This window comes from uncultured Polaribacter sp. (assembly GCF_947503855.1).
Taxonomy (GTDB): Bacteria; Bacteroidota; Bacteroidia; order Flavobacteriales; family Flavobacteriaceae; genus Polaribacter.
The window spans coordinates 1-23,689 of sequence record NZ_CANNFF010000007.1 but is presented as its reverse complement, the minus strand read 5'-3'; the positions used below and the strand labels follow the sequence as shown (position 1 = coordinate 23,689).

General features: G+C 32.5%; 18 protein-coding genes, 1 tRNA gene and 1 rRNA gene. 7 read left to right on the top strand and 13 right to left on the bottom strand.

Annotated features, from left to right (window positions below; genetic code table 11):
• Positions 1-3 precede the first annotated feature (3 nt).
• The 11 genes from Q0662_RS07205 to Q0662_RS07155 form a co-directional block, all read right to left on the bottom strand.
• Positions 4-1,287, bottom strand: coding sequence for a nucleotide sugar dehydrogenase (locus Q0662_RS07205; protein WP_298948300.1), 1,284 nt, complete (start codon positions 1,285-1,287; stop codon positions 4-6).
• Between the two features lies 1 nt (position 1,288).
• On the bottom strand, positions 1,289-2,269 hold the full coding sequence (locus Q0662_RS07200) for an SDR family oxidoreductase (protein ID WP_298948299.1): 981 nt from the start codon (positions 2,267-2,269) through the stop codon (positions 1,289-1,291).
• A 221-nt stretch (positions 2,270-2,490) separates the two neighbouring features.
• Complete coding sequence (locus Q0662_RS07195) at positions 2,491-2,742, bottom strand: GIY-YIG nuclease family protein (RefSeq protein ID WP_298948298.1); 252 nt, start codon at positions 2,740-2,742, stop codon at positions 2,491-2,493.
• A gap of 50 nt (positions 2,743-2,792) precedes the next feature.
• Positions 2,793-2,867, bottom strand: a tRNA-Val gene (locus Q0662_RS07190).
• Between the two features lie 59 nt (positions 2,868-2,926).
• The gene (locus tag Q0662_RS07185; protein ID WP_298948297.1) at positions 2,927-4,135 is read right to left on the bottom strand and encodes a folylpolyglutamate synthase/dihydrofolate synthase family protein; all 1,209 of its coding nucleotides are present in this window, start codon (positions 4,133-4,135) and stop codon (positions 2,927-2,929) included.
• Positions 4,136-4,192: 57 nt separating this feature from the next.
• Positions 4,193-5,023, bottom strand: a complete 831-nt coding sequence (locus Q0662_RS07180) for an energy transducer TonB (RefSeq protein WP_298948296.1) — start codon at positions 5,021-5,023, stop codon at positions 4,193-4,195.
• A 141-nt stretch (positions 5,024-5,164) separates the two neighbouring features.
• Positions 5,165-5,557, bottom strand: coding sequence for a biopolymer transporter ExbD (locus Q0662_RS07175; RefSeq protein WP_298948295.1), 393 nt, complete (start codon positions 5,555-5,557; stop codon positions 5,165-5,167).
• 74 nt (positions 5,558-5,631) lie between these two features.
• Positions 5,632-6,321: a MotA/TolQ/ExbB proton channel family protein gene (locus tag Q0662_RS07170; RefSeq protein WP_298948294.1), complete on the bottom strand. Its 690-nt coding sequence runs from the start codon at positions 6,319-6,321 to the stop codon at positions 5,632-5,634.
• 90 nt (positions 6,322-6,411) lie between these two features.
• Positions 6,412-7,815: a sodium:proton antiporter NhaD gene (gene nhaD, locus Q0662_RS07165; RefSeq protein WP_298948293.1), complete on the bottom strand. Its 1,404-nt coding sequence runs from the start codon at positions 7,813-7,815 to the stop codon at positions 6,412-6,414.
• A gap of 14 nt (positions 7,816-7,829) precedes the next feature.
• Positions 7,830-9,062, bottom strand: coding sequence for a Glu/Leu/Phe/Val dehydrogenase dimerization domain-containing protein (locus tag Q0662_RS07160; protein WP_298948292.1), 1,233 nt, complete (start codon positions 9,060-9,062; stop codon positions 7,830-7,832).
• Positions 9,063-9,241: 179 nt separating this feature from the next.
• On the bottom strand, positions 9,242-10,300 hold the full coding sequence (locus Q0662_RS07155) for an anhydro-N-acetylmuramic acid kinase (RefSeq protein ID WP_298948291.1): 1,059 nt from the start codon (positions 10,298-10,300) through the stop codon (positions 9,242-9,244).
• A 90-nt stretch (positions 10,301-10,390) separates the two neighbouring features.
• Between Q0662_RS07155 and Q0662_RS07150 the strand changes: the two genes are divergently transcribed.
• Complete coding sequence (locus Q0662_RS07150) at positions 10,391-11,533, top strand: acyl-CoA dehydrogenase (protein ID WP_298948290.1); 1,143 nt, start codon at positions 10,391-10,393, stop codon at positions 11,531-11,533.
• Between the two features lie 192 nt (positions 11,534-11,725).
• Here the strand turns inward: Q0662_RS07150 and Q0662_RS07145 are convergent, their stop codons facing one another.
• Complete coding sequence (locus Q0662_RS07145) at positions 11,726-12,508, bottom strand: tRNA pseudouridine(38-40) synthase TruA (protein ID WP_298948289.1); 783 nt, start codon at positions 12,506-12,508, stop codon at positions 11,726-11,728.
• Positions 12,509-12,783: 275 nt separating this feature from the next.
• On the opposite strand from Q0662_RS07145, the gene Q0662_RS07140 reads away from it, so the two are divergent.
• From Q0662_RS07140 to Q0662_RS07115, 6 genes are all read left to right on the top strand, one after another.
• A complete protein-coding gene (locus Q0662_RS07140) occupies positions 12,784-13,770 on the top strand; it encodes an outer membrane beta-barrel protein (RefSeq protein WP_298948288.1) in 987 nt (328 codons plus the stop codon).
• A gap of 32 nt (positions 13,771-13,802) precedes the next feature.
• The gene (locus tag Q0662_RS07135; protein ID WP_298948287.1) at positions 13,803-15,110 is read left to right on the top strand and encodes an ammonium transporter; all 1,308 of its coding nucleotides are present in this window, start codon (positions 13,803-13,805) and stop codon (positions 15,108-15,110) included.
• Between the two features lie 206 nt (positions 15,111-15,316).
• On the top strand, positions 15,317-15,667 hold the full coding sequence (locus tag Q0662_RS07130) for a P-II family nitrogen regulator (protein WP_298948286.1): 351 nt from the start codon (positions 15,317-15,319) through the stop codon (positions 15,665-15,667).
• Positions 15,668-15,676: 9 nt separating this feature from the next.
• The gene (locus Q0662_RS07125; RefSeq protein ID WP_298948285.1) at positions 15,677-16,915 is read left to right on the top strand and encodes an ammonium transporter; all 1,239 of its coding nucleotides are present in this window, start codon (positions 15,677-15,679) and stop codon (positions 16,913-16,915) included.
• A 216-nt stretch (positions 16,916-17,131) separates the two neighbouring features.
• Positions 17,132-21,643: a glutamate synthase large subunit gene (gltB, locus tag Q0662_RS07120; RefSeq protein WP_298948284.1), complete on the top strand. Its 4,512-nt coding sequence runs from the start codon at positions 17,132-17,134 to the stop codon at positions 21,641-21,643.
• A 4-nt stretch (positions 21,644-21,647) separates the two neighbouring features.
• Positions 21,648-23,111, top strand: coding sequence for a glutamate synthase subunit beta (locus Q0662_RS07115; protein ID WP_298948283.1), 1,464 nt, complete (start codon positions 21,648-21,650; stop codon positions 23,109-23,111).
• Positions 23,112-23,346: 235 nt separating this feature from the next.
• Here the strand turns inward: Q0662_RS07115 and rrf are convergent.
• Positions 23,347-23,456: ribosomal RNA gene (rrf, locus tag Q0662_RS07110) — 5S ribosomal RNA — on the bottom strand.
• Positions 23,457-23,689: the final 233 nt, after the last annotated feature.

Genomic DNA, 23,689 nt, shown 5'->3' with positions numbered 1-23,689 from the left:
TTCTTATAAATATTTTTCAACTTTCTCTGATGAGAAAAAGTTTTTTACATCATACACCACAGCCTTTTCTTTCTTTAAGAGATTTAAATTCAAATCTTTAAATTCACTATGTGAAACGGTTAATACAATGGCATCAAATTTTTTATTCGGGAGGGTTTGTTGAGCCTCTAAATTATATTCTTTAGCAACTTCTTTTGGGTCTGCTGAAGGATCATAAATGGTAACATTTGTACCAAAATCTATTAATTCATTTACTACATCTACCACTTTTGTATTTCTAACATCTGGACAGTTTTCTTTAAAAGTGATTCCTAAGATTAGAACCTCAGCATTTTTAACCTCAACACCTTCTTTTATCATTAGTTTTGCTACTTCTGAAGCAACATACCTACCCATACTATCATTCACTCTTCTTCCTGCTAAAATTATTTCTGGATGATAACCATATTCCTGCGCTTTTTGTGCTAAATAATAAGGATCTACACCAATACAATGCCCACCAACCAAGCCTGGTTTAAAGGGTAAGAAATTCCATTTTGTCCCAGCAGCTTCTAATACATCTTGTGTATTAATATCCATTAGGTTAAAAATCTTAGCCAACTCATTAACAAAAGCAATATTAATATCTCTTTGAGAATTCTCGATCACTTTAGCGGCTTCTGCTACTTTTATTGTGGGTGCTAAATGTGTACCAGCAGTAATTACAGATTTATACAAATCATCCACTTTTACCCCCGTTTCTTTGTTAGAACCCGAGGTTACTTTTAAGATTTTATCTACGGTATGTTTTTTATCACCTGGATTAATTCTTTCTGGTGAATATCCCACATAAAAATCTTTATTGAATTTCAATCCAGATATTAACTCTAAAATTGGCACACAATCTTCTTCTGTTGCTCCTGGATATACTGTAGATTCATAAATGACAATGTCGTTCTTTTTTAAAACTCCTCCTGCAGTTTCACTAGCCTTAATTAACGGTGTTAAAACAGGTCTATTGTTTTTATCTACGGGTGTAGGAACTGTAATAATGTAATAGTTACAATCTGCGATTTCTTTTAAATCTGATGTACAATAAAGACCATTTTGGTTATCATTATTACTTTTTAAAACCGCCTCTAAGTTTTCTTTAGAAACCTCCAAGGTTTTATCTACACCCTTATTTAAATCTAAAACTCTTGTCGTATTTACATCAAACCCAACCACACAATACTTGGTAGCAAACAATCTTGCTAATGGCAAACCTACATAACCTAGGCCAATAACCGCTATTTTTACATCACTCATATTATAAATTTTCCCAATACCATTTAATGGATTTTTCTAAGCCTTTTTGTAATGAAAATTCTGGTTTATAGTTTAAATATTTTTTTGCTTTCGAAATATCTGCATGAGAATGTGGTATATCTCCAACCCTAGTATCTCCATAAATAATAGATACATTACCTATTTCAGGATTTAAAACCGATAAATTATCTTTTAAATAAATTACCAAATCATTTAAGGCATTTCTATTGCCAAAAGCAGCGTTATAAACTTTATTTACGGCGTTTTTACCTGCAACCAAACTCAATAAATTAATTTGAACGATATTTTCTATGAACGTAAAATCTCTAGAATAAGAACCATCACCATTAATAACAGGGGATTCTAAATTTATAAATTGCGATATAAACTTAGGGATTACTGCTGCATATGCCCCATTAGGGTCTTGTCTTTTTCCGAAAACATTAAAATATCGCAAACCGATAGTTTCTAATCCGTATGTTTTTGAAAAAACAGATGCATACAACTCATTTACATATTTTGTTATGGCATAGGGAGACAGAGGGTTTCCTATTTTACCTTCTACTTTTGGCAGTGTTTCTGAGTCTCCATAAGTTGATGAACTTGCAGCATACACAAACCTCTTAACACCATTATCTCTAGAAGCTACCAACATATTTAAAAAACCACTAACATTTACATCATTGGATGTAATTGGGTCTTTTATAGATCTTGGCACAGAGCCTAAAGCTGCTTGATGAAGTACAAAATCGACATTTTTAGTCGCGTTGATACAATCATTCAAATTTCTAATATCGCCTTCCAGTAAAGTAAAATTAGGATTCTTAAGAAACGGTGCTATATTTTCTCTTTTACCTGTAGAAAAATTATCTAAACAGACTACTTGATTATTTTTTTCTAACAATTCTTCACATAAATTAGAACCAATAAATCCAGCACCTCCTGTTACAAGTATTTTTTTTTCTGATAAAACGATATTCATTATTAGAATTTTAGCCCCTTTTGATCACTGGCGAAGTTACAAAATTTAAGGAAATAAAGTCTAACAAAATGGGTAGTAAAACAAAAAAATCCTTCACAAAAGTGAAGGATTTTTATAAAGTGGGCGCAGCCTGTTCCGAATTAACTTCGGAAAAGGGATTCGATGCATCCCGAATTTATTTCGGGAACCCCTGACCACTCCCGATGTGAAATCGGGATGCTCTAAACCTTGTTTTGAGCTATTAACTTTATAATCATTTGTTTACTTTTCCAGTTTTTAATTTGTTTTTCTCTTTTTTCTGCTTCAATCTTACTTTCAAATTTTTCTGAGTACATTATTTCCCAATCTTTTGTTCTCGACGTATATCCTTTATGATTTGACAAGTGTTTTTGTAATCTTGCTTCTAAATTAGAAGTAGAGCCAATATAAAACTTATCAAGCTTAGCTGAATGTAAAATATAGAGATAAAACAAATCTTGTAAAAGTAAAAAAACCTTTACTAAAAAAGTAAAGGTTTTTGTTGTGGGCGCGAAGGGATTCGAACCCCTGACCCCTTGGGTGTAAACCAAGTGCTCTGAACCAACTGAGCTACGCGCCCTAAGCGGATGCAAATATAACACGGATTTTTAATCTACCAAATAAAAAACGAAAAATTATTTAAATTATTTCTGCTGCAACAAAGGTGCTTCCACCAACGTAAATGATATCTTCTTGATTTGCATTATATAAGGCTTTCTTATACGCATTTTCTACCGAAGAATATTTTTTACCCTGCAAACCAAAATGTGTGGCTTTTTCTTGCAAAACCTCCTCTGAAAGTCCTCTTGAAATATTGGGTTTGCAAAAATAATAAACCGCATCTTTAGGAAATAGAGGAAAAATAGCTTCCATTTTTTTATCTGAAACCACACCTAACACGATATGAAGTTTTTTAAATTTTTCTTTTTTAAGTTGCTTAAAAACAATTTGTACCCCCTCTTTATTATGAGCTGTATCACAAATAACCTTTGGTTTTTCTTGTAGAACTTGCCATCTACCTTTTAGATTTGTGTTTTTTACTACATGTAACAAACCTCTTTTAATTTGATCTTGAGAGACTTTAAAACCATGTAAATGTGCAATTGCAACAGCTGCAGTTTTGCTGTTTTTTTGCTGATAATCTCCTAACAAATCAGTTTTATATGTTTCAAATACATCTGATGCATAAAAAATTTCTGAAAATGTTTCTTGGGCTTTTGTTGCAAATACTTTTTGAACTTCTTGCTGCCTCTCTCCAATTACGACAGTGGTGTTCTTTTTTATAATTCCTGCTTTTTCAAAAGCAATTTTAGGCAATGTATTGCCCAACATTTCTGTATGATCTAACCCTATATTGGTAATTACAGAAAGTTCTGGATTGATAATATTTGTAGAGTCTAACCTACCCCCTAAACCGACTTCTATAACCGCAATATCTACATGTTCATTTGCAAAATAATCAAACGCTAAACCCACTGTCATTTCAAAAAAAGATAGCTTTTGTTTTTCTAAAAAATCTTTGTGCCTATTTATAAAAGTAGTTACTTTCTTTTCAGGTATTTCTTTACCATTGATTCGAATACGTTCTGTGAAGTTTTTTAAATGTGGTGATGTATACAAACCTACTTTGTAACCAGCTTCTTGTAAAATTGAAGCCAACATATGACTTGTAGAGCCTTTCCCGTTTGTACCACCAACGTGTATAGACTTAAACTTTTTTTCTGGAAAATCTAATTCTTTTGAAAAAGCGATTGTATTAGATACATCTTTTTTAAATGCTGTTTTGCCTTCTCTTTGATACATTGGTAACTGAGAAAACATCCAATTTAGTGTTTCTTTGTATGTCATAATAGTGGAATTAAATTTCTGGCTTAGCAGAAATAACAGAAGCAACAAAAATAAGCATTATTTTGTGAGAGAAAACTTATAAATAATAGTTCCTACTTGAAAAGCTGGTGCATTACTATCTGAATTCCATTTTGTTTTTAAAGCAGCTTCTTTTGCTGGTTTTAATAAACAAGCAGCCGTATTTGTAGAACCTTTTACTCCAGGTTCTGCTTTTATGACTTCTCCATTTTTATTCACTGTAATTCTAACAACAACTGTACCTTCTTCTTGACAGTCGGGTTGCTCTTTGGGTTTAGACAATGCTTTTCTACCTGCTAAATTATAATCACCATTTGAACCACTACCTGTATTTCCATAGTACTTAGAAGAAGTTGCGTCTCCATCTTTTTTACCTTTTACCCCTTCAATTGCATCCTCTCCTTCTCCTGCTGGATTGCCTGTGTTAGAATTGCCTTTTAATAATTTGTTTAAAGCATCTTGTGTTTCTTTCGATGGTTTTGGCTTAAGCTTTTTAACGGGTTTTACTTCTTTTTCTTCAATTTCTTTTACAGGGTCTTTCTTTTTTTCTGCTACTTTTTCGACAACAGGTACTTCTTTTGATGTATCGTCTGTAATTAGATCTTCTTTTATAGCTTCTTTAGGAATTTCTTTTACCTCCTCTAAAACCTCTTCTTTTTTCTGAACTTCTTTAGCTGCCGTTTTTTTTGAGCTTACAACAGGTTCTCCACTACCCATATTAGAATCTCCAAAATTTATAGCTACACCGTATTCTTCTGGTGGATCTAAATAGGTCAATCCGTAATTTAAAATACCAAAAATTAACAACAACAGCATAATTGCAGTTATTACAGCAGATTTTCTTTTGTATGTGGTGTTTAATATTTTCAATTATATTTTTTGATTTTCTATAGACGAATTTTAAGCAAAATAGTTTTTTAAAAGTGCGTGAGCGTTAGGGATTGAAACGGCATCCTTTTTGCTTTTTCTGCAAAAAGATACAGTGAAAAGCCCGTTAAAACGCCCAAAAAATTATTTTCCTTTTACTGCCAAAATCATTTTTAATTTATTTTTATTAGCAATGTCTATTACCTTCATTACATTTTGGTAGGGTACATCTTTATCGCCTCTAATTACAATGGTTTTTTGCTTGTCTGTACCTACACTTTTTAAGATTTCGCTTTCTAGTTTTGATGCACTTACTTTGGTTTTATCAATATAAAATAGCGATTTATTGGTAATGGTTACTGCTACAGATTTGCTGTTTTCTGTTTTTCCGCCAGCTTTTGGTAGTAAAACATCTATGGCACTTACTGTAACTAAGGTAGATGTTAGCATGAAAAATATGAGCAACAAAAAAACGATGTCTGTCATAGAAGACATGTTGAATGAAGGGTCTACTTTATTTCTTCCGCGTAGATTCATAGTAATAGTTTGAAAGTTAAATGTACGAAAGCTAAAAAGTCATTTTATAAACTTTACAACTTTAAGAACTTATTTTACACTGGTTCGTTTAATAGATCTAAAAACTCTACAGATTTTGCCTCCATTTGATATACAACCTTATCTGTTCTAACCACTAAATGATTGTAAGTTATGTAAGCAATAATACCTACTATTAAACCTGCAACTGTAGTTGTCATGGCTGTGTACAAACCATCTGAAAGCATTTTTATATCTATTTGCCCACCTGCATTTGCTATTTCGTGTATGGCAACAATCATTCCAATTACGGTTCCTAAGAAACCAATCATTGGGGCTGCACCTGCAATAGTTGCTAAAACACTTACATTTTTTTCTAATTGATAAACCTCTAACTTTCCTGCAGTTTCTATAGCTGTATTGATATCTTCTAAAGGTTTTCCAATTCTTGATATTCCTTTACCTATTAGACGTGCAGTTGGAGTGTTTTTACTTTTACAAAGTGCATCTGCAGATTGTAATTTTCCATTAGAAACGAAATCTCTAATTTGCTCCATAAAGTTTTTATCTACTTTAGAGGCTGCTTTTATAGCTAAAAAGCGTTCGAAATAAATATACATAGCAACCGCTAAAAGCACAAAAAGGATGGCTATAATTATTTGCCCACCAAGACCACCATCCATAATTAATTTATAGATAGAAAGTGTTTTTTCTTCGGAAACTACATCTTCTACCAATTCTTTATTTTCTTGATAAAGTGATAACATTTATATGATTTTAAGTTCTAAACTACTAACGAGGTTTCTATTTTTAAATTGTTTACATCTAAAAAATACTATTTTAGTACGTTTTCTCTATTAATGAAGAAACATTCTTAGCACAACAAATGAAATTGATCCAATTAAAAAACCGATTAAGGCTAACCAAGATATTTTTTTCAAGTACCAGAAAAAGTCTATTTTTTCCATTCCCATTGCCACTACCCCTGCAGCAGAACCAATAATTAACATAGAGCCTCCTGTACCAGCAGAAAATGCGATAAAGTGCCATAATGGATTGTCTAATCCTTCAGAAAACATACCTAAACTTGCTGCCACAAGAGGTACATTATCTATTACTGCAGAACCAATACCTAATAAAATTACCACTAAATCTGAAACACCAGTACCCGACAACTCTGAGCCAATTAAAGGTATTCCTTCTTTTAGACTATCTGCAAAATTAAATAATATACCTAAAGACTCTAAAGCTGCAACGGCCATTAAAATCCCTAAGAAAAATAAAATACTTGGCATTTCAATTTTCGATAAAGAATGATGAACTGGACTATGATGAGCACTAGATGCATGTTCATCTGCTTCCTCTCCTTCAACATTAGAAATAGAGAATTTTGAGCTACTATAAATTTCTGCAAAGGTAGCTACAACTGCCAAAGATAACATCATACCTACATAAGGTGGTAAATGCGTAGTTGTTTTAAAAATTGGTACAAAAACAATTGCCCCTAAACCTAAATACAACATTCTTCCACTATGTGGACTTTTGGGTTTATCTACCTCTTCTTCGAAGTCTATTTCACCCTTAAAAGCAGGTAAAAATGTTGCTATAAAACTTGGTACTACCATACAAAGTAATGAAGGTATAAATAGATAAACAAACAACATACCTGAACTTACTTTATTTCCAATCCACAACATAGTTGTAGTAACATCTCCAATTGGAGACCATGCTCCACCTGCATTTGCTGCAATAATAATTAAACCCGCAAACCAAATTCTCTCCTCTCTATTTTTAACAATTTTCTGTAAAATAGAAATTAACACTATGGTTGCAGTTAAATTGTCTATAATTGCTGATAAAATAAAAGCCAAAATAGAGAAAATCCATAAAATTTTTGTTTTCTTTTTAGTTTTTATAAAACCTTTTATGGTAGAAAAACCATCAAAATAATCGATAATTTCTACAATGGTCATTGCTCCTAAAAGAAATACTAAAATTTCAGCTGTTTTACCTAAATGATGTAATAAGGTTTCTTCTACCAGATGTAATTTATCATCATGAACCATAGACGCAAAACCATCTACTAAACCATGATTTGCAGAATCGAACCAAGTTGTAAAGTTATCGATACCTAATGCAACTAAAGCCCAACAAACTGCCATCATTATTAAAGCCGGAATTAATTTGTCTAACTTTAAATTGTGCTCTAATGTAATGGCTAAATACCCCAATACAAATACGATAATAATAATTGATTCCATACTTTTAATTTAATTTATATTAATTGTTTTAATGCGAGTTCAAATGCTGTTGAACAAATTTTTGTTTTTGATGCGCTTTTGTTAAATGTTTTTTGCAATGCTCTTTTTATGGTATTAGAAGTATCATCAAAAATTGCCTTGTCTTGCATTGGCAATTCTTTTTTAGACTCCATTAAATACGCAAAAACTCTTGCTATACCACAGTTAGAAATAAAATCTGGCAATAAACTTATTTGATTGTCAGTATATTCCATTATAGGGCCAAAAAATATCTCCTTATCTGCAAATGGCACATTTGCTCCTGGAGAGATGACTTCTAAACCTGTATCTATCATTTGTTGTACTTGTTCTTTAGAAACCAATCTTGAGGCTGCTGCAGGAATAAATATTTCTGCAGGTAAACTCCAAATTTGCTGATTGATTTCATCAAAAGGAATCATGTTTTTAGAGCTTAACTTATTACCATCCTTAGATAAAAACAAGTCAGTCATTTCCTCTAACGTAAAACCATTATCATTTATCAAACCACCATCTCTATCTATAATTCCGACAATTTTTGCTCCTAATTGTGTTAAATAATAGGCTGCAGCAGAACCTACATTTCCAAAACCTTGCACAATTGCTCTTTTACCTACAATATTACCACCATAAATGTTGTAATAATGTTTTACAGCTTCTGCAACTCCATAACCGGTTAACATATCTGCAATTGTGTACTTTCTAGACAAGTCTGGCGAAAAACATTTATTTTCTATCACCTTAATAACGCCTAAACGCAATTGCCCAATTCTATTTATTTTATCGGCTTCAGTAGGTTTAAAATGCCCGTTAAAAATACCTTCTTGCGGATGCCAAACACCGCAACTCTCTGTAATCGGAATTACATCTTTATCAGCATCTACATTTAAATCTCCTCCTGTACCGTAATAATGTTTTAAAAGTGGAGTAACTGCCTTATACCAACGCTCTAAAACACCTCTTTTTCTAGGGTCGTTTGGATCGAAATTAATACCCGATTTTGCACCACCTATTGCGGGGCCAGAAACCGTAAATTTTACCTCCATTGTTTTGGCTAAAGACAAAACTTCGTTCATATCTAAGCCTTTTCTCATTCTTGTACCACCTCCAGCAGCACCACCTCTTAAAGAGTTTATTACTGTCCAACCTTCTGCTTCTGTTTCTTTATCTTTCCAATGAAAAACAATTTCTGGTTGCGTGTTTTCGTATTTTTTTAATAATTCTTTCATTTTTAATTTTAAATAAATTTCAACTTTTTTTGAATTAAATTTTCAGCAATTTTAATTTTTGAAAATTGAATAGTTAAAGTTGATTCATATTTATTAAAAATTTTTAATTATTATTACCTAACTGTGTTAGCACAAACTTACTGCAAAAAAATGACTGTTCAAATAATTTAATTTAAAAACTAAGATGTAAAAATTACTCCAGAAGAATGGTTTTTTTGAGCTCCTGTAACCGACTGCAAACAATTTACCTGATTATCAATCTTTAACAGGCCCAACAACGCAAAAATTAATGCTTCTTTATAATTGATTAACAAGTTACTTTTTAACGTTATTTTAATGTTGGCGTATTTTTCAATTTCACTCATTAAAAAGGTATTAAAAACACCTCCACCTGTAAACAAAACTGCCTCATTATTTTTTATAATTTTCCCAATTTGCAAAGCAACATGTTCTGCAAAAGTTCGCAGTATGTTTGCCACATCCTTTTCATACATATCTATTAAAGGAAAAATCTCTTTTTGAACCCATTCTAAACCCAAAGATTTTGGCGGGATTTTTTCATAAAATGACAAAGCGTTTAATCTTTCTAAAAGTTGTTTGTTAATTTTTCCTGAAGCCGCAATTTTACCTGCATCATCATATTCTAAACCTAATTTATGTACGTAAAAATTTAAAACTATATTTACAGGACAAATATCATAAGCAATTCTTTGCGATCCCTTCCTAAAGGAAACATTTGCAAACCCGCCTAAATTAATGCAGTAATCATACTCAGAAAACAACAACTCATCTCCTATTGGCACCAAAGGCGCTCCTTGCCCACCTAATTTTACATCTTGAGTTCTAAAATCGCACACCACTTTTTGATTAGTAATTGTTGCTATTTGTTTTCCACTCCCAATCTGTAAAGTGATTCCTTTTTCTGGTTCATGTAATATAGTATGTCCATGAGAGGCTATAAAATCTATAGGGCCTATTTTGTAATTTGTAATAAAATTATTTACAATTTTACCTAAATACTTACCATAAGTAATATCTAAATCTTCCAATTCCTTTTTAGAAAATCGAATAGCATTTTGCAACAACTGTTTCCATTCTTTAGAATACGATATGGTATCTGCAAATAGGATTTCAAAATCTGAGTAATTATTTTTATGAAATTTAACATAGGCTACATCTACACCATCTAAAGAGGTACCAGACATTAAACCTAAAGCAAAAACGTGTTTTTTATTCATATGTGTAAAAATAATAAAAGTCTATTGAAAATATGTTACGAAATCGATATCTTTACGTTCTTAAATTACGAATATAACAATATATACAAAATGGATTTTAGTTTAACAGAAGAACATAAAATGATTCGAGATGCTGCAAGAGACTTTGCACAAACAGAATTGTTACCAGGCGTTATAGAAAGAGACCACAAACAAGAATTTCCACAAGAATTAGTAAAAAAAATGGGAGATCTTGGTTTTATGGGGATTATGGTTGATCCAAAGTACGGTGGAAGTGGCATGGACAGCATTTCCTATGTATTGGTCATGGAAGAACTTTCTAAAATAGACGCTTCTGCTTCTGTGATGGTTTCTGTAAACAATTCTTTAGTTTGTTATGGCCTACAAACTTATGGCACAGAAGACCAAAAACAAAAATACCTTACCAAACTTGCTACTGGAGAACAAATTGGCGCTTTTTGTTTAAGCGAGCCAGAAGCTGGATCAGATGCTACATCACAAGCAACAACCGCTATAGACAAAGGAGATTATTACCTAATTAACGGAACAAAAAACTGGATTACAAATGGCGGACGCTCTGACGTGTATCTTGTAATTGCACAAACAGATCGAGAAAAAGGCCATAAAGGTATTAATGCTTTTATTGTAGAAAAAGGTACGGAAGGTTTTCACATTGGCCCTAAAGAAGATAAATTAGGCATACGTGGCTCAGACACACATACTCTACAATTTAATGACGTAAAAGTACCTAAAGAAAATAGAATTGGCGATGATGGTTTTGGTTTTAAATTTGCTATGAAAACACTTTCTGGAGGTAGAATTGGTATTGCTGCACAAGCTTTAGGTATTGCCGCAGGCGCTTACGAATTAGCTTTAAAATACTCTAAAGAACGCAAAGCTTTTGGCACAGAAATATGCAATCACCAAGCCATTGCTTTTAAACTGGCAGATATGTACACAGAAATAGAAGCGGCAAGAATGCTAGTAATGAAAGCTGCCTGGGAAAAAGACCAAGGTAAAAATTACGACATGTCTTCTGCCATGGCAAAATTATACGCAAGTAAAGTAGCAATGGAACAAACTGTAGAAGCTGTTCAAATTCATGGAGGAAATGGTTTTGTAAAAGAATACCATGTAGAGCGCTTAATGCGCGATGCAAAAATTACTCAGATTTACGAAGGAACATCAGAAATACAAAAAATTGTAATTTCAAGAGGCGTTATTAAAGGATAAAAAACATCAGTTCGAGTATAGTTAAGAACTATTTTAAAAACACTCATTATATAGTATGCAATAATCCATCTTTTTAGGTGGATTTTTTTTTAGAGAGCAACCTTTCAGGTTAGGCTTTTAGAACTGCATTCACAATAAAAAGCATGAGGACTCAAACAAACTCTTCAACCCCTTACGCAATTTGCTTAACTATTACAACTCTAACTCCACATCAAATAATTGTAGACCTGAGGCTGGTGCTATATTTCTCAAAAATCCACCATCATTATCTTCTTTTAAAGAAGCTTTAATAAAGTCTAAATCTAAATTCCCTTTTCCAAGCTCTATCAAAGTAGCCATCATCAACCTGATTTGATAACGCAAAAACCCTTTTCCCTTCACCTTTAATATATAAGATTGCTCTGGAAAGAAGTTGGCTTTTAAAACATCATTCACTACCAACTCACAACTATCAATAGTTCTTTTAAAAATTGTGTTTTCTGAAGGTTTTGTACAGTATAAATTAAAATAATGTTCGCCTTCAAAGAGTTTGGCGCCTTTTTGCATTCTTTCAATATCTAATTCAGCATCAATATTAACAATAAAAGGCGCAGCAAAAGGGTGATTTTTTACTCCGAAAGAAAAGTAATAATGATATTCTTTAACCTTAGACGCTTTAATAATATTAAAGTTTGTAGCTACTTTTTTAATGGATAAAGCTCTAAAATCTGGAGAAAAATTAGAATTTAAAGAATCTATAAAACGATGTTCATCAACCTTCTCTTTTACAAAAAGCTGTAAAAAATAAGTGTTTGCAGACACTTTAGCATCTGTTCTTCCAATACCAATGGTTTTATAATCAGCATTAACCAATACAAAAGACAGGGTTTTATCTACCATATCATGCAAAGTTTTGGCATTTGTTTGTTTTTGCCATCCAGAAAAACGAAAACCAAGAAATTGTAAAGAAATTATATAAGAAAACGAATATTTCATGGGTGTAAAAATACAATAATTGTGTTTTTTTTTACAAAAGGTGCATTTTTATGAATATCTTAAAATTATATACTTTATTTTTACGAACCTAATATTTTTTAGCTCTCATTAGTTTAAAAATACACTTATTTCATTTTAACCCCTATTTTTTTGAGGGGTATCATTAAAAATAAACTAATTTTTAAAAACACACCCCTTGTCAGTTAAAATTTTATATATACTTTTGACCCGAGTTCATTAACAAATAATTAACAAACACAAAAAGAACATCAATTATGAAAAAATTAATTTTTACGTTATTATTAGCAAGTAGTTTAATAGTAAACGCACAAGAAGAAGAAAAAAAATTTACGTTAAGTGGTAGTATTGACACTTACTTTAGAGGTAACATCAGTGGAGGTAATTATGACACAGCTCCTGGAAGCTCTTTTGCAAACCAACCTGGTTTTGCTTTAGGTATGATTAATGTAATTGCTGGCTATGAAGGTGAAAAAGTTGGTTTTGTAGCAGATATGGTATATGGCCCAAGAGGTGTAGATGCCGTTTTCGGATCTCCAGTTGGAAGCTCACAAATTGTAAACCAATTATATGCATACTGGAATGTAAGCGAAAAAGTAACATTAACAATGGGTAACTTTAATACATTTTTAGGGTATGAGGTTATTTCTCCAACTGCAAACTTTAACTATAGTACATCGTACTTATTCTCTTATGGTCCATTTAGCCATACTGGTATTAAAGCAGATATTGCTTTAGGAGAAGATACTTCGTTAATGTTAGCGGTTATGAATCCTACTGACGCTACAGAGTTTAATCCTAATGGAAGTTACGCATTTGGAGCACAGTTAGGTTTTTATGGACAATATTTAAACGTATTAGTAGATCCAGCTTTCTTTGAAATAGATTATACAGGTGGTTTTGATGTATCTAATAGCTTTTTCTTAGGAATCAACGCTGCTTATTTAAGTGGTAGTGATGATGGCCCAGGTTTTTATGGAGCAGCATTATATCCACAAATCGCAACATCAGACTCTTTTAAAATCGGTTTAAGAACAGAATATTTTATAGAAGATGGTGATTTTGGAGCAATAGGAACTGGTGTAGCTGATTCTAGCGTATTTGCAACTACTCTAACAGGAAACTATAGCATAGGATCTTTAACAATTATTCCAGAATTAAGATTAGACTCTACTTCAGAAGCAGCTTTTGTTGGAGATAAAGCATTAAGCTCTTTTGCTCTAGCAGCAGTATACTCTTTCTAAGAAAAACCGATTATTAACTAAAATTATATACTATGAGTTTATTATTAACATTATTTCAAGATGCCCCAGCAACTGAAGCTGCTAAAGTTTTAGAGCAAGTAAATGGGGATATGGGAATGCTTTGGATGCTTATTGCAGGTATCTTAGTATTCTTAATGCAAGCAGGATTTACATTAGTAGAATCTGGCATGACAAGATCTAAAAACGCAGTTAACATAGCAATGAAAAACTTGCTAGACATTTGTGTGGGTTCAATTACTTTTTGGTTGGTTGGATACTCTTTAATGTACGGAGACACATCTAATGGGTGGTTCTTCTGGAGTGGATTATTTCAAGGAGAAGGAGCCGATTTATTCTTCCAAACAATGTTTGCTGCAACAACAGCAACAATTGTATCTGGAGCAATAGCAGGTAGAACAAAATATACAACTTATATTATATTTTCTTTAATTATGACCGCTATTATCTACCCAATCTCTGGAGGATGGGAATGGAATGGTGGTTGGTTAAATGACACTGAAGGAATTATGCCCGCAGAGTTTATTGATTTTGCAGGTTCTTCAATTGTACACTCTGTAGGTGGATGGGCTGCTTTAGTAGCTGCATTTATGGTAGGTCCTAGAATTGGAAAATATGTAGATGGTAAAGTATTTCCTATACCTGGTCACAACCAAATATTAGCAACATTAGGGGTATTTATCCTATGGTTTGGATGGTTTGGTTTTAATGGTGGATCTCAACTAGCTTGGGGTGGCGATGATGCAACTGGTGCCTCTACTGTAGTTTTAATTACAAACTTAGCTGCTGCTGCAGGTGGTTTAGGTGCTTTAATTACAACTTGGATCTGGTATGGTAAACCTAATTTAGGACAAACTTTAAACGGTTGTTTAGCTGGTTTGGTTAGTATAACTGCGGGTTGTGGTAATATGACTGCTGGTGGTGCTGTATTAGCTGGTTTAATTGGTGGTATCTTAGTAGTTTTCTCAATTGAGTTTATCGAAAAGAAATTAAAAATTGATGATGCTATTGGTGCAGCTTCAGTTCACGGTGTAGCAGGTGCTTGGGGTACTTTAGTAATTGGACTTTGGGGTGTAGATGGTGATACTGGTATTGGATTATTCAATGGTGGTGGTGCTGCTCAATTAGGCGCTCAAGCAATTGGCGTTTTAGCTTACGCAATTTGGGCTGTTGCTTTATCTTTCATCATATTAGCTATATTAAAAGCTACTATGGGACTACGTGTAACTAAAGAAGTAGAAATAGAAGGTTTAGATATTTCAGAACATGGGTCAATTGCTTATCCAGGAAAAAGAGTAAGAGAATTTGAAGATGACAAATAATTAAACATTTTAAATTTTTATTGAATATTTAAAAAACACACAGTTTAAACTGTGTGTTTTTTTTATTCCATAAAATTAATCTTCAATTTTTATAGAAAAAAAAATATATACCTTAAAAAAAATAAATAATGGAATTCACTCAAACTAAGGCACATATATTTTTTTTTATTTTGCAGTGAATTTAATAAAAATAATAATTTTTTATCATGAAAAAAATTGAAGCAATTATTCGAAAATCCAAATTTAAAACGGTAAAAGAAGCACTTCACGATGTAGATGTAAACTTTTTTTCTTATTGGGATGTTACTGGTCTTGGTAACGAAAAAGAAGCTCATGTATATAGAGGTGTAAGTTATAGTACTAGCGATATTCAAAGAAGATACCTATCTATAGTAGTAAATGACGATTTTGAGCAAATTACTATTGATGCCCTTTTAAAATCTGCAGCAACTGGAGATGTTGGCGATGGTAAAATATTTGTTTCAGATATCACTGAAGCTTATAGAATTAGAACAGGAGAAAAAGGTGGTGAAACTTTAAAGAAAAAATCAATATAACAAAGCAACATGGAAATACTTACAACAAACAACGTATGGATGATGATCTGTACAGCACTCGTTTTTTTTATGCATTTAGGATTTGCATTTTTAGAAATTGGTTTAACAAGACAAAAAAATACAATCAATATTTTATTTAAAAATATTTTTATTATTACTGTAGGGCTTTTATTATATGCCTTAGTTGGTTTTAACTTAATGTACCCAACTTGGGGAGCAAATGCATCTGGTTATTTAGGAGATTTTATTTTCGGAATTTCAGCTCCACTAAAAGATGGTGCCTTAGATTTATCTTATAATGAAGGATACACATATTGGACAGATTTCTTGTTTCAAGGAATGTTTGCAGCCACTGCAGCAACAATAGTTTCTGGTGCTGTAGCAGAAAGAATGAAAATTGTTCCCTTTATGATTTTTACACTAATCTATGTTGGCCTAGTATATCCAATAGCTGGTTCATGGAAATGGGGTGGCGGTTTTTTAGATCAATTAGATACTCCTTTTTATGATTTTGCAGGTTCTACTCTAGTACACTCTGTTGGTGGTTGGGCAGCAATAGTAGCGGTATGTCTTTTAGGATCAAGAATTGGTAAATTTAAAAACGGAAAACCTCAAGCAATTCCTGGTCACAACATCCCATTAGCAACTGCAGGCGTTTTAATACTTTGGTTAGGATGGTTTGGTTTTAATGGTGGCTCTGTATTATCTGCAGACCCAACTTTAACATCTTTAACTTTAGTAACCACTTGTTTAGCAGCAGCAGCAGGTGGTGTTGTAGCAGCTTTAGTATCTACAATTATGTATAAAAATTTAGATTTAACAATGTTTTTAAATGGAATTTTAGGTGGATTAGTTGGTATCACTGCTGGTGCAGATCAAATGTCTCCAATGGATGCCATTTTAATTGGTACTATTGCAGGTGCTTTAATTGTATTTGCTGTAAATATTATTGATAAATTAAAATTAGATGACCCTGTTGGTGCAATAGCAGTCCATTTAATTTGTGGAATTTGGGGTACTTTAGCTGTTGGTATTTTTGGAAACCTAGCTGGTGTAGAACAATTTTTAAGTCAATTAATAGGAGTTGCTTCCTATGCTGTATTTTGTCTAATAACATCATTTCTTATTATTTTTACTTTAAAAAAGACAATAGGAATAAGAGTTAGTGAAAAAGAAGAGTTAGAAGGTTTAGATGTTCATGAACACGGTATGGATGCTTATCCAGATTTTCGCCTAAACGAGCATTAATAAATAAAAATTCATTTTATTTTAAACCTGCAAATAACAATATTTGCAGGTTTTTTATGTTTATTATCATTTTCTTAAAAAAACACGCTATAATTATTATAATTAAACTATTTATACGATTATTTTATTTTCATCATAAAAATTACATCAAATAAGTTCAAAAACTAAATTATATTCAACAAAATACATAGCTTTGTAGATATAATTGAATACGACATGGAGAAACAAGGCTTATATTTACCAGAATTTGAACACGAAAATTGCGGTGCAGGATTTATCTGTAATTTAAATGGAGACAAAACAAATCAAATTATACATGATGCTCTAGAAATTCTAGTAAAACTAGAACATAGAGGAGGTGTAAGTTCTGATGGAAAAACTGGTGATGGTGCTGGTTTACTAATAGACATACCTCACGAATATTTTAAAAGAGTCTGTGATTTTTCTATCCCAGAACAAAGAGAATACGCCGTTGCAATGGTGTTTTTACCTAAAGTAACAAATCAATATGATTTTTGTAAAAAAACACTTGAAAACGAAATAAAAAACCAAGGTCTTTCTATTTTAGGATGGAGAGAAGTTCCTGTAGATTCCTCTCAATTAGGTGCAATTGCATTGGCATCAGAACCAAATATAGAGCAACTTTTTATTGGTAAAAATGAAGAGATAGACGAAGCTACTTTTAAAGCAAAATTATATGCTGCTCGTAAAATAGCAGAACACGAGATTAGAAATTCTAAAATTTCTGAAAGTAACTACTTTTACGTTTCTAGTTTATCAATAACAACCATTATCTATAAAGGTATTATTATGCCAGAAGATATTGGTCCATACTATAAAGACCTTCAAGAAATAGATTTAGTTACACGTTTGGCATTAGTGCACCAACGTTTTTCTACCAATACAATGCCAACCTGGGAACTTGCACAACCATTTAGATTTATGTGTCAAAATGGAGAAATAAACACGTTACGTGGAAATGTAAGTAGAATGCGTGTTCGAGAAGAAATCATGAAAAGTGATGTTTTTGGTCCGCAAATAGAAAAATTATTCCCAATTATTTTACCAGGTAAATCTGATTCTGCATCCATGGATATGGTTGTAGAACTATTAACACACACAGGTCGTTCATTACCAGAAATTATGATGATGATGATTCCTGAAGCTTGGGAAAAACACAAAAACATGTCTGAAGAGCGTAAAGCTTTTTATGAATATAATGGGTGCATTATGGAGCCTTGGGATGGACCAGCGTCTGTACCTTTTACAGATGGTGATTATATAGGTGCTTTATTAGACAGAAACGGATTAAGACCTTCTAGATATACCGTTACCAAAAGTGGTAAATTAATCATGTCATCAGAAATTGGGGTTGTAGATATTGACCCAGAAGACGTAAAAAGACATGGTAGATTAGAACCAGGAAAAATGTTCTTGGTAGATATGAATGAAGGTAGAATCATAGAAGACGAAGAAATAAAAGCAAAAATTGTTTTAGAAAGACCTTACCAAAAATGGTTAGACAAAACACGTTTGCATTTAAAAGATGTGCCTTACACAGGCGATACTTGCCCAATAGAAACTATTGATATTAAAACACGCCAGCGTTTATTTAATTATACTTTTGAAGATATTCAAGAAGTAATTACGCCAATGGCACAAGTAGGTAAAGAGGCTTTAGGTTCTATGGGTATTGATACTCCATTAGCTGTTTTATCAGACAGACCTCAATTAATCTCTAACTACTTTAAACAATTATTTGCACAAGTTACAAACCCACCTTTAGATGGTATTCGCGAAGAAATTGTAACAGACATTAGCTTAAATTTAGGAAAAGACAGAAACATATTTAGCATTACAGAAAGACAATGTAGAAAGCTAAGAATTCAAAATCCTGTAATATCTAATCCAGATTTAGAAAAAATTAGAAGTATCGATATTGATGGTTTTAAAGCAGAAACTATCCAAATTTTATATCCAAAAAGTCAAGGTTTAAACGGATTAGAAGATGCTTTAGACAATATAATTCTACAAGTAGAAAAAGCTATTGAAAATAAAAGTAATATTATTATTCTTTCAGACAGAGGTGTTAATCAAGAATTTGCACCAATTCCTGCTCTTTTAGCATGTTCTTTTGTAAATCATCAATTAAATAGATTAAGAAAACGTTCTTATTTCGACATTATTATTGAATCTGCAGAACCACGTGAACCACATCATTTTGCAACTTTATTTGGTTATGGCGCAAGTGCCATCAATCCTTATATGGTTAATGAAATCATAAGAATGCAGGTAAAAGAAGGCTTTATTACTGATATGGACGAGCAAAAAGCGGTTGACAATTTCAACAAAGCTATTGGTAAAGGTCTTTTAAAAGTGATGAACAAAATAGGAATCTCAACATTACATTCTTACAGAGGTTCTCAAATTTTCGAAATTGTTGGTTTCAACTCTCAATTCGTAGAAAAATATTTTCCTTATACAGCATCAAGAATAGAAGGTATAGGTTTATATGAGATAGAAAAAGAAATAGCTAACAGATACAAACAAGCATATCCAGACAATCAAATTGATAAAAACTTAGGTTTAAATATTGGTGGAGACTACAGATGGAGAAGAAATGGCGAGCGCCATTTATTTAACCCTACAACCGTTTCTAAATTACAACAAGCAGTACGTTTAAGTGATCAAGCAAGCTATGATATTTATGCAAAAGCAATAAACGAGCAGGCAGAAGAGTTAATGACAATTCGTGGTTTGTTTCAATTTGATAACCTAGACCCTATTCCTTTAGAAGAAGTAGAACCCTGGACAGAAATTGTCAAACGTTTTAAAACGGGTGCTATGTCCTATGGATCAATTTCTAGAGAAGCACACGAAAATTTAGCCATTGCCATGAACAGAATTGGAGGAAAATCTAATTCAGGTGAAGGTGGTGAAGACAGAAAACGTTTTCAAAAAGATATCAATGGAGATAGTAGAAACTCTGCCATAAAGCAAGTTGCTTCTGGTAGATTTGGTGTTACCTCTCATTATTTAACAAATGCCAAAGAAATTCAAATTAAAATGGCACAAGGTGCAAAACCTGGTGAAGGTGGTCAATTACCTGGCTACAAAGTTTTACCTTGGATTGCAAATGCACGTAACTCAACACCTTTTGTAGGTCTAATATCTCCTCCTCCACACCACGATATTTATTCAATTGAAGATTTAGCTCAATTAATTTTCGATTTAAAAAATGCAAATCGCGAAGCAAGAATTAATGTAAAATTAGTTTCAGAAGTTGGTGTAGGTACAATTGCTGCTGGTGTATCCAAAGCAAAAGCAGATGTAGTGTTAATTTCTGGTTACGATGGTGGTACAGGAGCATCACCTCTTACATCGTTAAAACACGCTGGTTTACCTTGGGAGCTTGGTTTAGCAGAAGCACAACAAACACTCGTTTTAAATAATTTAAGAAGTAGAATTGTTGTAGAATGTGATGGACAATTAAAAACAGGTAGAGATGTTGCAATTGCAGCACTATTAGGGGCAGAAGAATTTGGTTTTGCAACCGCACCTTTAGTAGCTTCTGGTTGTATTATGATGCGTAAATGTCATTTAAATACCTGTCCTGTTGGTATTGCTACGCAAGATAAAGAGTTGCGCAAAAACTTTAAGGGTACTCCAGAACATGTTATTAATTTCTTCTACTATATTGCTGAAGAATTAAGAAAAATAATGGCACAGTTAGGTTTTAGAACACTTGCTGAAATGGTTGGTCAAACTCATAAAATAAACGCCAATAAAGCTATTAAACACTATAAAGCAAAAGGATTAGATTTATCAAGTATTTTACACAGACCTTCATCTTATAGAAAAATGACTGTAAACAATACAGAACAACAAGATCATAATCTAGAAGATGTATTAGACTTTACTATTTTAAAAGATTCACATAGAGCCTTGTATCGTAAAGAAAAAATGAATTTAAATTACCCAATTAAAAACACAAACAGAACTGTTGGTGCAATTGTGAGTAATGAAATTTCTAAAATTTATGGTCATTTAGGCTTACCAGAAGATACTTTAAATATTAATTTTACAGGTTCAGCTGGTCAAAGTTTTGGTGCTTTTGGTGCACATGGGTTAACATTTACCTTAGATGGTAACACAAATGATTATTTAGGAAAAGGATTATCAGGCGCAAAACTAATTATTAAAAAACCTGCAAAAGCAGACTTTTTAGCAGAAAACAATATTATTGTAGGTAATGTCTGTTTATTTGGTGCTGTAGATGGTCAAGCATATATAAACGGTATTGCTGGAGAACGTTTTGCAGTTCGTAATTCTGGTGCAACTACAGTTGTAGAAGGTGTTGGAGATCACTGTTGTGAATATATGACGGGTGGTAAAGTAATCGTATTAGGAAAAACAGGACGTAATTTTGCTGCTGGTATGAGTGGTGGAATTGCTTATGTATATGACCCTGAAAATAAATTCGTAAACGGCCTTTGTAATACAGAAACTATAGAATTCGAAGAAATTTTAGAAGAAGAAGCAGCTGAATTAAAAGCAATCATAGAAAAACACGTTTTATATACAGACAGTAAAAAAGGAACAGAATTAATCTCAAATTGGAAAAAAAGCATAAAAAACTTTGTAAAAGTTATGCCTACTGAATATAAACGAGCTTTAGAGCGTTTAAGAACAGAAGAACCAATGGTAGAAGAATTAACAACAACATAATGTCATGGGAAAAGTAACAGGATTTAAAGAATTTGATAGACAAGATGAAAAATATACATCTGTAAAAGATCGTGTAAAAAACTATAAAGAATTTACAGTTCCTCTTTCAGAAAAAGAGATAAAAACACAAGGTTCACGTTGTATGGATTGTGGTATACCTTTCTGTCACAGTGGATGTCCGTTAGGAAATCTAATTCCAGATTTTAATCACATGGTACATCAAGGTGAATGGAAAAAAGCTTCATGGATACTACATTCTACAAATAATTTCCCTGAGTTTACAGGTCGTTTGTGCCCTGCTCCATGTGAAAAATCATGTGTTTTAGGTATTATTGAAAATCCAGTTTCAATAGAAAATATAGAAAAAAATATTGTAGAAAGAGCTTTTAAAGAAGGATGGATAAAACCACAACCTCCGAAAAGTAGAACAGGAAAAACTATTGCTATTGTAGGTTCTGGACCTGCTGGTTTAGCTGCAGCACAGCAATTAAACAGAGCTGGTCACACAGTCACTGTTTTTGAAAGAGATGATGAAGTAGGTGGTTTATTACGATATGGAATTCCAAATTTCAAAATGGAAAAGGAAATAATAGATCGTAGAATTGCAATTTTAAAAGCAGAAGGCATCATTTTTAAAACCAATGTAAATGTTGGAGTAAATTATGAAGTGAAAGATTTAAAAGCCTTTGACAGTATTGTTTTATGTGGTGGAGCTACAGAAAGACGTAGTTTACCAACTCCAGGTATAGATGCAGATGGTGTGGTACAAGCAATGGATTTTTTAACACAACAAACAAAAGTATTATTTGGTAAAGAAGTAAAAGACCAGATAATGGCTACTGATAAAAATGTTATTGTAATCGGTGGTGGAGATACTGGTTCGGATTGTATTGGAACATCAAACAGACATGGAGCAAAATCTGTGGTTAATTTCGAAATTATGCCAAAACCCCCAGGAGAGCGATCTGCTTCAACTCCATGGCCTTTTTGGCCACTACAATTAAAAACTTCATCTTCTCATCAAGAAGGTGTAGAACGAAATTGGTTAATCAATACAAAAGAATTTGTTAAAGATAAAAACGGAAAATTAACAGCATTAAAAACTGTGAATGTAGAATGGAAAATGGTACCAGGTCAAAGACCTCAATTAATTGAAATAGAAGGTACAGAAAAAACCTGGCCTTGTGATTTAGCTCTTTTAGCTTTAGGTTTTACAGGTCCAGAAAATACATTAGCAGATAAATTAGGTATTCAAACAGATGCTCGTTCTAATTACAAAGCAGAATATGGAAAATACCAAACCAATATTCCAAATATTTTTACTGCAGGTGATATGCGTAGAGGACAATCGTTAATTGTTTGGGCAATTTCAGAAGGAAGAGAAGCTGCACGCCAAGTAGATTTATACTTAATGGGAAAATCTGAATTACCTTCTAAAGATATTACAGGAGATTTAGTTGCAATGTAGTACAAAACAAAATATATCTTGGAGGTTATTCCAAACTTAAAAAACTCATCAATAGAATTGATGAGTTTTTTTATTAAATTATGTATGGATAGTCATTGTAATGTCTCCAATTTATTTATAATTATACTAATGTATATAATAAAGCAACGATAACAAAAACTAAAAAGAAGTTTAAAAAAAACCTCATATCGTATGATATGAGGTTTTGTAATTTCTGATAAGTCAGAAACTTAAAGAAAGGCAGCGACCTACTCTCCCACAAAAATGCAGTACCATCGGCGCTATTGGGCTTAACTTCTCTGTTCGGTATGGGAAGAGGTGAGCCCCAATGCTATAACCACCCTAAGAATTTGGTTATTAGTTATTGGTTGATAGTCGTTAGTAAAAAACTAACGTCTAAAGACTAAAAGCTAACAACTGCAAGCAAGGCTTGCAATAAGTTAACATATGGTAAAATAATATTGTAAGTTTCATTAGATTCTGAAACAAGTTCAGTACAAGAAAAAAAGAGTGTCTCCCGAGCCGAAGCTCGGGAAGCGTACATAAGTCTATGGGTTATTAGTACTACTCGGCTATGA